This window comes from Amycolatopsis thermalba (assembly GCF_023376025.1).
GTDB lineage: Bacteria > Actinomycetota > Actinomycetes > Mycobacteriales > Pseudonocardiaceae > Amycolatopsis_E > Amycolatopsis_E thermalba.
In genome coordinates this window covers 1-12,517 of sequence record NZ_CP091196.1, presented here as the reverse complement: position 1 = coordinate 12,517, position 12,517 = coordinate 1, and the positions used below count along the sequence as shown (strand labels likewise).

9 protein-coding genes and 1 tRNA gene are annotated in these 12,517 nt (G+C 66.5%); 3 read left to right on the top strand and 7 right to left on the bottom strand.

All coding sequences use genetic code 11. The features are described from left to right. Positions 1–37 precede the first annotated feature (37 nt). On the top strand, positions 38–784 hold the full coding sequence (locus tag L1857_RS00050) for a methyltransferase domain-containing protein (RefSeq protein WP_116113089.1): 747 nt from the start codon (positions 38–40) through the stop codon (positions 782–784). A gap of 434 nt (positions 785–1,218) precedes the next feature. Here the strand turns inward: L1857_RS00050 and L1857_RS00045 are convergent. From L1857_RS00045 to L1857_RS00030, 4 genes are all read right to left on the bottom strand, one after another. After that, positions 1,219–1,292 (bottom strand) — tRNA-Pro (locus tag L1857_RS00045). A gap of 29 nt (positions 1,293–1,321) precedes the next feature. Continuing rightward, positions 1,322–2,293 carry a metallophosphoesterase gene (locus L1857_RS00040; protein ID WP_094005555.1) on the bottom strand — a complete coding sequence of 324 codons (972 nt, stop codon included), beginning with the start codon at positions 2,291–2,293 and terminating at the stop codon, positions 1,322–1,324. After that, positions 2,277–2,585 carry a hypothetical protein gene (locus tag L1857_RS00035; RefSeq protein WP_116110174.1) on the bottom strand — a complete coding sequence of 103 codons (309 nt, stop codon included), beginning with the start codon at positions 2,583–2,585 and terminating at the stop codon, positions 2,277–2,279. Before L1857_RS00035 ends, L1857_RS00040 begins: the two co-directional genes overlap by 17 nt. A 71-nt stretch (positions 2,586–2,656) precedes the next feature. Beyond that, positions 2,657–6,844, bottom strand: a complete 4,188-nt coding sequence (locus tag L1857_RS00030) for a golvesin C-terminal-like domain-containing protein (RefSeq protein ID WP_116110175.1) — start codon at positions 6,842–6,844, stop codon at positions 2,657–2,659. 311 nt (positions 6,845–7,155) lie between these two features. On the opposite strand from L1857_RS00030, the gene L1857_RS00025 reads away from it, so the two are divergent. Further along, complete coding sequence (locus tag L1857_RS00025; protein ID WP_162831007.1) at positions 7,156–7,623, top strand: SH3 domain-containing protein; 468 nt, start codon at positions 7,156–7,158, stop codon at positions 7,621–7,623. A gap of 41 nt (positions 7,624–7,664) precedes the next feature. Here L1857_RS00025 and L1857_RS00020 read toward each other — a convergent pair whose 3' ends face one another. Next, positions 7,665–9,830: a transglycosylase domain-containing protein gene (locus L1857_RS00020; protein ID WP_116110176.1), complete on the bottom strand. Its 2,166-nt coding sequence runs from the start codon at positions 9,828–9,830 to the stop codon at positions 7,665–7,667. 212 nt (positions 9,831–10,042) lie between these two features. On the opposite strand from L1857_RS00020, the gene L1857_RS00015 reads away from it, so the two are divergent. Beyond that, entirely contained in the window at positions 10,043–10,333 is a 291-nt protein-coding gene (locus tag L1857_RS00015) for a WhiB family transcriptional regulator (protein WP_094005557.1), read from the top strand. Here the strand turns inward: L1857_RS00015 and bagB are convergent. Together bagB and bagA are read right to left on the bottom strand one after the other, a co-directional pair. Beyond that, complete coding sequence (gene bagB / locus L1857_RS00010) at positions 10,330–11,445, bottom strand: ATPase BagB (RefSeq protein WP_116110177.1); 1,116 nt, start codon at positions 11,443–11,445, stop codon at positions 10,330–10,332. The genes L1857_RS00015 and bagB overlap by 4 nt on opposite strands. Further along, a complete protein-coding gene (bagA, locus tag L1857_RS00005; RefSeq protein ID WP_094005559.1) occupies positions 11,445–12,449 on the bottom strand; it encodes an ATPase BagA in 1,005 nt (334 codons plus the stop codon). Before bagA ends, bagB begins: the two co-directional genes overlap by 1 nt. Positions 12,450–12,517: the final 68 nt, after the last annotated feature.

Below are 12,517 nucleotides of genomic sequence, written 5' to 3'. Positions count from 1 at the left end.
CCTCGATCCTGCCAGCTCGTGCCCGTACCGTGTGCGTGTGCTGGAGGGATACGCGCCCGGGTTCGCGCAGGACGCGCTGTCGATCATGGCGTCACGCACCGCAACCGGCCGTGCGGAGTACGTGTTGCGACTGCTGCGGCCGGGCATGCGCGTGCTCGACGTGGGGTGCGGCCCGGGCACGATCACGGCGGGCTTCGCGACGATCGCCGGGCCGGGCAACGTGGTGGGGCTGGACCGGGAGCCGGGCCAGTTCCCGGAATCGTCCACAGTGGAGTTCGTGGCCGGGGACGTGTACGCGTTGCCGGTGGCGGAGGAGAGCGTGGACGTGGTGTTCGCGCACGCGTTGTTCGAGCACTTGGCGCGTCCCGCCGATGCCCTTGCCGAAATCCGCCGGGTGTTGCGGTCCGGCGGCATCCTGGCGTTGTCCACTTCGGACTGGTCGCGCGCGCGGCTGCGCCCGGGCACGGCGAACGTCGCTGCCGCTCTGCGGGGCCACTACCTGCTCTGCCGCCGGGCGGGCGGCGACCCGTTCGCCGGGAAGCACGTGGCGTCGTGGGTCACCGCGGCTGGTTTCCGGGACGTCCGCACCCACGGCCGCTTCCGGGCCGACATGAGCTACCGCCAGCTGGCGCGTTACGTGGAGTCACGCTTGGACGCCGCGCTGAGCGCCTCCCCGCTGGACCGCGACCAGCTGGCCTCCGCCGCCCGCTCCGCCTGGGCCTGGTCGCACACCGGCGACGGCGACTTCACGCAGTACTGGGTAGAGCTGCTGGCCGTCAAGTAGCCGCTACGCGGGTATCCGAAAGCGCCGGCTTCGCTCCGCTACGCCCCGGCACCCCCACCCGCCCCGATCTCGATTGTTCGGTTGCCGAGCAGCGGCGTCAAGGCGGGAAAGAGTACCTTGACCCCGCTACTCGGCAACCGAAGAAGGCTGGGGATCGGGTCCGGAGGGGGTGTGGTTGGAGGAGGCGGACACCACCTCACACGGCCGCCGGTTAGGGAGACGGCGAAAACCGGCTCTGCTCCGCTACGCCCGGCGCGGATGTCGCCCCGCGACACGCGCCACACGCGGCACCCAACCCACTCACCACGCAAATCGCGGGGGGTCCAGGGGGCTTGCCCCCTGGCGGGGGTCTGGGGGTTCGACCCCCAGAGAACACAAAGGAAAATCCCCCGTCCGCCAGCTTTACGGCGGACAGGGGATCCCCGGATTTTCCGTCGGGGTGGCGGGATTTGAACCCACGACCTCCTCGACCCGAACGAGGCACGCTACCAAGCTGCGCCACACCCCGATGTACTGCTTAGCGGGTCGAAGAAGAGTTTAGCGGATGTCGCTGGGGGCTTTGCGGGGGGTGGCCTTGGAGGCGTTCGTCGTGGTCTGGCCGCGTTCGACCAGGGTCAACAGGGTCGCTTCGGGTGGGCAGGCGAAGCGGGCGGGGGCGTAGGGGGAGGTGCCCAGCCCGGCCGACACGTGGAGCCACATGTGGGCGCCCCAGCGGGAGGCTCCGCGGGCGCGGCTGCGGTCCAGCTCACAGTTGGTGACGAGGGCGCCGATGCCGGGGATGCGGAGCTGGCCGCCGTGGGTGTGGCCGGCGAGGACGAGGTCGTAGCCGTCGGCGGCGAAGGGGTCCAGGATGCGTGGTTCGGGCGAGTGGGTGACGCCGAGGCGCAGGGTGGCGGCTTCGGCGGGGCCGGCGATCTCGCCGTAGCGGTCGCGGCGCAGGTGGGGGTCGTCGAGGCCGGCGGCGAACACCGTCTGCCCGGCGACGGTGAGGGTGCGCCGGACGTGGGTGAGGTCGTGCCAGCCGTGTTCGATGAAGGCCGCGCGGAGGTCGCGCCACGGGAGTTTCTTGCCGTGGATGCGCTTCTTCTTGCCGCGGGGCATGAGGTAGCGGGCGGGGTTCTTGGGTTTGGGCGCGTAGTAGTCGTTGCTGCCGAAGACGAACAGGCCGGGCCGCTCCAGGAGGGGGCCGAGGGCGCGCAGGACGGCGGGGACGGCCTTGGGGTGGGCGAGGTTGTCGCCGGTGTTGACGACGAGGTCGGGTTCGAGCCGGTCGAGCGCGGCGACCCAGCGTTGCTTGGCCTGTTGCCCGGGCAGCATGTGCAGGTCGGAGACGTGCAGGACGCGCATGGGTCGCGCGCCGGGCGCGAGGACGGGCAGTTCGGCGGTGCGGAGCACGTAGTGCCGCCGCTCGATGCCGGAGGCGTACCCGACGGCGGCGGCCCCGAGAGCGACCGTCCCGGCGGCGAGGCGTTTGGCTGTCAGCTGGTGGCTGTCACGGACCGTGCTCACGATCGCCAGGATACGGGTCGGTACGACGCTCGCGCCGGGCGTCGCGAGCGTTGAAGGCCGCCGCGAGCGCTTGCAGCAGCGCGAGGATCGTCCCGGGGCCGAGGAAGAAGGCCCAGAACTCCCAGCCGATGTTCGACCGAACCGGGAGTGCTGCAATCGCGTAGACGGAGACCACGAACTGTGCGCCGTTGATGCCAGCGCGCAACCACAGCGGCCGCCACGGTATGAACGTGAGCCCGATTGACACGGCCATGGTCGGCAGGAAGATGCAGAGAAGCAGGCTCAGGAACACGAGGTCACCTCTGTTGAACACGCTAGCCGGACCGCGGCGTCGCGGTCCGGCCAGAACGGTGTTCAGAATAGTCAGGGACTGCTGTGTGACGGATCCGAAGCCAGGTTCGGGTCGAGACAGAACCTCGCTGGGCTCGGGTCCACTCCTGGAGGGTCGAGCAAGGCTATGTTCCACGGGTTCCCGTACCGGCCGGAGGCCGGGCCGCACTGGTTATAGGGCGAGTCACCGGGTAGCGGGATCTTGCTGAAATTGTTGAAGTCGCCCTTCAGAACAGGCGCGCTGCTACCCGAGTAGTTGCCGGCCGCGTCCATGGCCTTGCTGTTGTGGTAAAGGTACTGATCTGGCATCCAGCTCGCGCGCAGAATCGGTATGTCGGAAACCGGCCTTATCGAACCGTCGGCACAAGCTCGGAAGTTCAGCTCTTGCCAGATCGGTGGCGCCGCGTTGAACAAGCTGGATTCGGCGCCGATCGCCGGGCCGTTGTCGAAGAACAGTTCGCGGATGTCTTCGACCAGATCAGCGACAGGCCTAGCGATCCGGGAGTCGCCGTATAGCTTGTCGCTGAAGGCCTGCATCGCGTCGACCGGTCCCGACTGGCTCAGCATGGGACGGTAGCCGATCGAGCCACCAGCGACGGTGAGCGCAGCGACGCAGTCCGCTGCTACATCGCTCGTGTCACCTGCGTACGTGGTCAAGGCCGGGGCTTTACCCGAATAGGAGTACGCCCTGCCGGGTAGGACGCCGTTGACCATGGGGTCGACGCTGGTCCAGGCGCCATCGTGCGCGTTGAGGTTCGGCATTTGATACGACAGATCCGGCTCCGTCACGCCCCACACTCGATAGTCGTCGGCGAGGGCGCGTAAGAGGTCCAGGACGAACTGGGGAAGATGCGTGTCGCCAGTTCGATTCTCGTAGACGGTCCATTCGCTGCCTGGAACGATCTTGCCGACGTTGTCGGTCACGAATGACACAGTTGCTTTGGTCCGAATCTTGTACCGGCCATCGTCGTCGAAGCTTGCCGGTCGTTGGTCTGACATCGGCCGGTCGAGATACGAGTTCGCAAACCCGATCCATCGGGCGATGCTGTTGCCGTCGGGATGGGTAACCGTATCTGTGCCGGCAGCGAGCACCTGCTCACGCCACGCTTGCACCGCTTGCTTGGTCGCTGGGAGGAGACAGTCCCCGACCGTCGAGTCGCAGTCAGGCATACCGAGCACAGCGTTGGCTCGAGACAGCGCCCAGTCGTACAGAGCCTGGCGATTCGACAGAGGACCTCCGAGCCAGGAGCCCGGGGCTGCGGTGTCAATGTTCTGATCCTCGTCGAAGACGGCGACGGCCTCGACGCTCTCTTCGTGAAAGGTCCCGGTGATCGGGACGAACGCCAGGGCATCGAAGGCGATGTCCTGCTCACCGTTGCCATCCGGCGTGACCGAAGTGACACTGACCTCGGGAACGCCGTCAAACAGGAAGGTACCAAGTGACACCCAACGGTTTGTGTCTCCAGGTTGACGTACGACCCGTTGGCGATCGCCACGTGATGTCCGCACGGTGTACGTGGCCAGATTGGTATGCGCACCGTGATCCGGCAGGGCGACCAGGACCTGCATCGGGCCTGTGTGAGCCTGACTGAGGCGCCAGGTGGCGTTCACCTCGAGCTTTCCGAGCTCATCAAACTGCTTGCGGGTGTGGGTGAACCAGAAGTGACCCCCAAATCCCCCACCGATCTGATGCGTGTCGACCTTGCCTGGGTAGTAGCCGCTTGCGTCCGACTTATAGCTCAGCGTAAAGGTTCCGGCATTGGCCCATGGGTGCCCACAGTTAGGACGCACGGAGGGCACGTCGTCAGCGACATCGTCGATGACAAGGGCTCCGTTGGGTAGGCCGGCGAGCGTGCAGTTGGGCGCGTAGCTGGTTGCGTCCTCCTGGTAGGCGTACCCGGGATCGAACCTGAGCAGCTCGTTCCCGCACGAGTAACTACAATCGGGCTTCCACGTGCTGGCTTGGTGATACCAGCATTTCAGGTCGTACTGTCCTGCGCTGTTCTGATGAGCGCACGGCCCTGCGGGTTCGCCGACGACATCCGGATCGGTGGGCAGGTGCTGCGCACCGGGTTCACACTGGTTGCTCGAGTCGCAGAATTGGTTGACCGGAGGTTTGACTGCCTGACGGTTGAGAGGCCCTGTCGTCGCATCGCCATTCCACCACGCTGGACGGTAACCAGCAACCACGTTTCCCGGAGTCTCAATCGACTCTATGGGGTGACCAGCCCAGCCGAGCACCTTCTCCGGGTAAGGCCAATCCTGAGGGTGTGCGGCATCGCTGTAGCTGAATTCGAGAAATGGGTCTCGGTTCGCTGGGTAACGCGGGTTCACCGGATTGTTGAGCCAGCCGACGCCCCAGGCTCCGCTGCCGTTGTTCGGGTAGAATCCCGAGTTGTACGCCCACACTGCGAAGAACCAGTTCTCGATCTTTGATGGGTCGCCGTTGTTGACCACGAGTCCTGCCTGATGTGTCTCATTCCATTTGGTCTGCAAGATCCGAAGGCCGGCGGCGATGTTGGCGGCGAAGTCGAGCGCAACCGCGCGTTGCTTGTCGTAGGGGAGTGCCGTTTCTCCGGGCTTCTCGCGGCCTTGCAGTCGCATCCCATCGGTGACCTGAGTGATGCCGTAGCCGCAGTCAGCGTCCGACCAGTTGATCGACCAGTCGTCGGACTCGGAGTCGTTGTAGTAGTCGATACCGTAGTAGTTGCCGATCAGCGGGTTTGCGGTAACTCCGGGCACTGCGGATCGCGCCGCCTGCCACATGTTCGATTCTTGGGCGGCGATGCCGAGCATGATCTGCGCTGGAACTTGGCCACCGCCGGCCAAGCCAATCGACGGGAACAGTCCCTGCGGGGTGTAAGCGGGCATGCCGAGGTTTTTCCAGTTCGCTGGGCGGAGCACGTCGAGCGAGTCTCGAACAGCTTGGTCCACGGCCCATTCCACCTGACGTGGCTTGGGTTGCATTGCCTGGTTGTGTGGATCGTTCCGTGGCACCGAGCAGTACCGTTCGGCGAAATCTGCCGGATTGTTCGGATCTCCGGACTGCACGTGTACGTCTCCACTGCTGGCGAGGGAAGGGCTTGTCATTCGCCCTTCGGCGGCCTTTTCGGGAGACAGCAGCGTATTGACATCGAGTGTGGCGACGTGCTCAATGCGCTTTCCGGTCTTGATCACTCTGGCGGTGACGGCCAGGGGCTGCGCAGATAGCCTTTCATCGACGCCTTCACGAGGGTCAGCGTGCTGAGTCTTCTGAACTTCCTCCACGGCCAGCTGGCCATCAGTTGACACTCGTGCTCCTTTTGGGGCATCGAGGACCTTGACGTCCGAGACTATTCTCGGATTTGGATCGACCACTCCTGTTACGAAGACTTGTCCACCTCGGCTGCTTGTAACGTCGAGCGAGGTGAGATCGCCCGTTGCGACGGTGGTGGTTCGACCGTTGAGGAAGTATTTGACGGTGGCGCGATTCTGGTTGTCCTCGTTGTGCTCCAGATAAACGATTCCATGATCGGCATCCGCTGCCAAGCGGAAAGGTACGCCTACCGTGGAACTGAGCACGTCTCGTTCTCCTGAATTCGAAACGCGGACGAGTGCACCGGAGTCGGCGGCTAGAATGTCCGGACCCACTGGGATTGATGAGGTGAGCTGTCCGGCGACCTCGATTGGCGTCTGTGTCGAGCCGGTATCCGCCTCGACTTTGATAAGGCGAGTGCGTGCCAGTGACTCAGTGCCTTCCTGCGTTAGTACGGCTATTTCGCCGCTGCCGCAACCGGGGCTAAAGTAGGCCAGGCTTGATCGCACCGGCAGCTTCTTCACTGCGCCGTTCTTAAGATCGACGATGGCCGTGAATGCGCCTCGCTCGGCCAGTGCTTCCTTGTTCGTGAAGGTTCGGGGTGCGTAACTGACGACTGCTCGTTCCCCTGAACCCGTGACGCACGCGTTGCCGATCCATTGGTCCGTATCGAAGCCCGGCTCGGACAGGGTCGCGGCGGTGCGCCAGCGGTAGCCTTCGCTGGCGGACGCGACGAGCACGTGGAATCCATCGGCGTCGCCGGAGGTGGTCCAGGCCCGGTCATTAGAGTTCTGCCAGCCGGCGCCTAGCGTGGTATCACGCTCCCCGGGGGGCACCTCGACGGCGATTGGTGCTTTCGGCGGTATTGCAGGGATGTCTATATCAGGATCTGGCGCAGAAGCCGCATAAGCGGGCAATGCGGACATTGAGAATATAGTTGTCAGAACAGTGATAACGGCAAGGCGTCTTCGTGAAGGCATGCCTGTCCCCTCGAACCTCAGAACTCGGCCGTGATGGCCGACCGACAGTGCGGTCGATCAATCAGAGCTTCATCGAGGCTCGTCAGGCAATAGTCCGTGAGGGTGATCGTTTCAGTTGTTACGTCCACCCTGTTGGACTATTTACACGGTTCACTGCAGGTGATGGGCTAGTTCTGGATCAGCGAGCGACCTGGGGAGGTTTCGTGATCCGACGCTATCGTGCTCATTTTTAACTTTGCTGAGCTAATGCTGGCTCGTTGCTGATCTTCCGCCGGTTGTTTTTGTTGCCGTCGGAAAAATTTCGGTGCTCTTCTAATGGAGGAAAATTGTCGAAAAGATTTGCTGCTAGAATCGCGGCGGTGGCAGCCGGTGCTGCAGCTTTGATCGGTGGGGTGTTCGGATCTGGTGTCGCATCAGCATCTACCAACTCAGCCGCGAGTTCCTTGTTCCCGTGCAACGTGTGGCGTGGTTATACGTGCACGGTGACTTTGGCCAACGTCAACCAGCGCGCACAACCGAACACCAGTTCGGCGATCGTCACGACCGTGCCAGCCGGGTTCGGCGTCGCTTTGGAGTGCTGGACTGAAGGTCAGAACATCAACGGTGACAACATCTGGTACATGACCGATTTGGAGGTGGCAGACCTGCCGGCGCCGCGCGGTTACATCGCGGGCTACTACCTCGACACAGGGCATGATCCTATCGGGGGTCTTGTTCACTGCTGACCACACGTGGGGTGCCTCGGTCGTGAGGCACCCCACGCATGTCACCGTCCGGTGCGCTCGTAGCGTGGGTCGGACGGTGGGAGCGGCAGGATCGGGTCGTTGGGCCCGAGGATCTTGCTCACCGCGCCGAACCAGGTCCGCGCGGGCGTCTTGCCACCGAACATGTTGCCTTCGGAACAGGTGTAGACGTTGCCGGGGCCGCCATCGCACAGGCCGCCGCTGCCGCCCTCCGGCCGGAAGACCATCGCGGCGCCCGCGAGCTGCGGCGTGCCGCCGACGAAAGCCGCCGAGCCGTTGCTCTGCGTGGTACCGGTCTTGCCGATCATCGGCCGGTTCCAGCCGACCTGGCCGGCCGCCGCGGCCGCGGTTCCGCCGGGCAGGTCGTCCTTGCTCATGCCCTGCGCGAGGCTGTTGGCGGCGGCCTCGTCCATCACCTGCTCGCACGGCTGCTCGTTGATCGGGATCGGCTTGCCGTCGCGGTCCTGCACCTGGGCGATCGGTGTGGGCGGGCACCACACGCCGCCGCTGAGGATGGTCGCCGCGACGTTGGCCATCTCCAGGTTGCTGGTTGCCGACACCCCGAGCGTGAACGAACCCTGCCCGGGCGATTTGTCGGTGGGCCCGAAGTACGCGGTCTGGGTCTTGTTCTCACCCTGGTTCTTCGACTCCGGCTTCACCTCGCCGCCACCGATGTTGCGGGTCATCGTCTCGCGCAGGCCGAGCTTGCTCGCCATGTCGACGATCGGGGCCATCCCGGTGCGCTCCTCGAGGATGACGAACGCGGTGTTGGGCGAGGTCTGCAGCGCCTGCTGCAGCGTCATGGTCCGGGTGCCGCCCTCGTAGTCGGTGGCGTTGCCCAGGCAGTACGCATAAGTCCCTTGCGCCACGAGCGGGCACCGCCCCCGGGCGCCACCGGTGAACACGTTGGACACGTAGAAGTTCGGCACCTCGATGGTGTCGTAGATGCCCATCACCCGGTTCTGGATCGCCGCCGCCGAGGTGAAGATCTTGTAGCTCGACCCGGCACCGCCGGTGTTGTAGACGCCCGACGGCAACGCGTAGGTCGTCTGCCCGGCGCTGGCGTCCGTGCCGTAGTCGCGGTTCGCGGCCAGCGCCACCACCTCGTGCCGGTTCTTGCCGGGCCGCACCAGCGACAGCACGTTCGCGACGTTCTTCTGCGTCTTGCTGACCTGGGTCTGCGCGGACATCTTCGCCTCGTGGTTGGCGCGCTGGTCCATCGTCGTGCGGATGGTGTAGCCGCCGGTGTAGAGGTCGTCCTTGTCCATGCCGTGCGAGAGCAGGTAGTCCTCGACGTACTGGCAGAAGAACCCGTTCTCCGGCCCGGCGCCGACGCAGTTGGCGGCCGGCTTGGACGGCCCGCCCGGCACTACGCCCAGCGGCTCGGTCTTCATCCGCTCGGCGTCGGCCTTCGACAGCTTCAGGTTGTCGACCATGCGGTCCAGCACCAGGTTGCGGCGCTCGGTGGCGCGGTCCGGGTGGCTCCACGGGTCGTAGAACGGCGGGTTGTTGACCATGCCGGCGAGCAGCGCGGCCTGGGTGACCGACAGCTTGTCCGCGGTGGTGTTGAAGTAGGCCTGCGCGGCCGCCCCGACGCCGTAGATCTTGCGCGAGAACTCGACGACGTTGAGGTAGCTGGTGAGGATCTGGTCCTTGCTCATCTGGTTCTCGAGCTGGATCGCGATCCGCGCTTCCTTCAGCTTGCGGGCGATCGACTGCTCCTGGGCCTTCTGCTGGCCCACCTCGTCGTCCCGGTAGATGACGTTGATGAGGTAGTTCTTGACGTACTGCTGGGTGAGCGTCGACGCGCCCTGGGTGTCGCCACCGGCGCTGTTGCTCAGCGCGGCGCGCAGCGTGCCCTTCCAGTCCACGCCGTGGTGCTCGTAGAAACGCCGGTCCTCGGTGGAGACCAGCGCCCATTTCATGGCCTCGTTGATCTGATCACCGGCCGTCGGGATGCGGTACTGGTCGTACAGCGTGGCGATTTGGTTGCCTGCCGAATCCGTGATGGTGGTGACCAGCGGCGGCGGCACGTTCGCGAGTTCGGCGGACATGCTGTCGACCGTCTCGCTCGCCCTGTTCGACGCGACCCCGGCGGCGCCGACCACGGGGAACAGCACCCCGGCGACGAGGATTCCCGCGAGCAGGCACAGGCCGAGCAGTTTGAACAGACCATCCGTCTTGCGCACATCACCAGCGTAGTGGGAACCGGCGTTCCCCCGCCGGGCCGCGTCCGCTGAATACCACGGGAACGCCGGGTCCGCGACGTATTCCGGTAACGAATTTCCATCGGGCTCTTGGCGGCGGGAACCGTCGGCCTCTACAGTCCGTCAACGTCTCACGTAGTGCGGAGCCGGGGAGGCTCCGGGTGAGCAGGCACATCACGAGGGGAGCTTGGGGGATGGAATCCACACCACAGAGCTGGCGCGTCCGCGCCCTCTGCCGGGACGCGGATCCGGATGAGCTGTTCGTGCGGGGAGCGGACCAGAACCGGGCCAAACTGGTCTGCATGGGGTGCCCGGTGCGCACGGAATGCCTGGCCGAGGCGCTGGACAACCGCATCAGCTTCGGCATCTGGGGCGGGATGACCGAACGGGAGCGGCGCGCGCTGCTGCGCCGCCGTCCCGAGGTCGAATCGTGGTCGGAGCTGCTGGATTCGGCTCGGAAGGACTTCGCCGAAGCGGCGTCCTAGGACGCCAAGCGGTCGCCGATCTCCCGGAGTCCGCCGAGGTCGTGCACGTCGCTGGGGAGCGCGGGCACCTCGACCAGGGGGACTCCGGGATGCGCGCGCGTGAAGCGCGCCAGCAGCCGCTTCTCGCGGTCGGCCAGGGCCACCCGGTCGGCGTGCAGCTGCAGCACCGCGGTGGCCAGCGGGGCGGTCGACTCCAGTTTCTCGGCCGCGGACAGCGCCGCCGTGGCCGACAGGTCCGCCAGCACCGGGTGGGTGCGGTTCGCGACCAGCCCGGCCAGCGGCATGTTCTCACCGCCCAGCCGTTCCACGAAGTAGCTCGCCTCGCGCAGGGCGTCCGGCTCCGGCGCGGCCACCACCAGGAACGACGTGCCCTCCGAGCGCAGCAGCTCGGCGGTCTTGCGGGCGCGTTCCCGGAACCCGCCGAACATGCTGTCGAAGGCCTGCATGAACGCGGACGCGTCGGCCAGCAGCTGCCCGCCGATGATCGTCGACACGGCCTTGGCGAAGATCGAGAACCCGGTGCTGACCACCTTGCGGATACCCCAGCCGCCGGCCTTCGCCGGGCCGGTGAGCAGCCGGATCATGCGCCCGTCGAGGGCGCTGGACAGCCGGTTCGGCGCGTCCAGGAAGTCCAGCGCGGACCGGCTCGGCGGGGTGTCGACGACGATCAGGTCCCACTCGTCGGTGGCCGCGAGCTGGCTCAGCTTCTCCATCGCCATGTACTCCTGCGTGCCGGAGAACGACGTGGAAATGGTCTGGTAGAAGGGGTTCGCGAGCAGCGCCTCGGCGCGTTCCGGCCCGGCGTGGGTGCGCACCATGTCGTCGAAGGTGCGCCGCATGTCGAGCATCATCGCCCACAGCTCGCCCTTGGGCTCGAACCCGGCGACCGACACCTGCCGCGGGTGGTTGCCCAGCTCCCGCAGCCCGAGCGCCTGCGCGAGCCGCCGCGCCGGGTCGATGGTGAGCACCACCGTCTGGCGTCCGCGTTCGGCGGCGCGCAGCGCGAGCGCGGCGGCGGTGGTGGTCTTGCCCACCCCGCCCGAGCCGCAGCACACGACGATCCGCGTCTTCGGGTCGTCGATCAGGGCGTCGACGTCGAGCCGCTCGGTCATCAGCGCACCCCCTGGTCGGTCAACGACTCGGCGAGGTCGTAGAGCGCGGCGAGGTCGATGCCGCCGGACTCCTCCGGCACCTCCAGCGTCGGCAGGTCCGCCTCGGCGAGCTGCTCCCGCGCCCGCTGCTCGGCGGCGACCCGGATGGCGTGCTCGACGGTCTCCGCGACCAGGGCGTCCATCGTGGCGTCCGGCAGGTCGAGCCCGGCCGAGGCCAGCCCGCTGCGCACCCGGGAGGCGTCCACCCGCCCGTCCGCGGCCGGGGTCACCGACCGGGCGGGCAGCCGCGGCGGCCGCACCCGGTTGACCAGCACCGCGCCCGGCCGGAGGTCGGCTCCGTCCAGCTCGGCCACCGCCTCCACGGTCTCGCGCACCGGCATCTCCTCCAGGAGGGTCACCAGGTGCACGACCGTCTCCTCGGAGTGCAGCAGCCGCACCACGCCCTCGGCCTGGCCGCGGATCGGGCCGGCCTTCGCCAGGTCGGTCAGGGCCTTGGTGACGTCGAGGAACTTGACCACGCGGCCGGTCGGCGGCGCGTCGACCACGACGGCGTCGTAGACGTGCCTGCCGTCCGGGCCGGTCCGCCCGACGCACTCCTTGATCTTGCCGGTGAGCAGCACGTCCCGCAGGCCCGGCGCGAGCGTGGTGGCGAACTCGATCGCGCCCATCCGCCGCAGCGTCCGGCCCGCGAAGCCCAGGTTGTAGAACATCTCGAAGTACTCGAGCAGCGCCGCTTCCACGTCGATGTGCAGGGCCCGCAGCTCACCGCCGCCGGGCACCGCCGCGATCCGCTGCTCGGCGTACGGCAGCGGCTCGGTGTCGAAGAGCTGGGCGAACCCCTGCCTGCCCTCGACCTCGACCAGCAGCACGCGCCGCCCGTGGCTGGCCAGCGCGATCCCGAGTGCCGCGGCCATGGTCGTCTTGCCGGTGCCGCCCTTGCCGGTGACGAAGTGCAACCGGGCGCGGGCGAGCTCGTCGGTCCATCCGGCCAGGGGTGTGCTCACACGATCCAGCGTAAGCCAGCGATCACGCCGCCGCCGCGAGGAGAGCTTCACACCACCACTAGATTGAC

Coding starts and splice junctions, on each gene's coding strand:
- L1857_RS00030 (WP_116110175.1), bottom strand. CDS start 6,844: ATGTCCGCATTGCCCGCTTATGCGGCTTCTGCGCCAGATCCTGATATA.
- L1857_RS00015 (WP_094005557.1), top strand. CDS start 10,043: ATGGAATCCACACCACAGAGCTGGCGCGTCCGCGCCCTCTGCCGGGAC.
- bagB (WP_116110177.1), bottom strand. CDS start 11,445: ATGACCGAGCGGCTCGACGTCGACGCCCTGATCGACGACCCGAAGACG.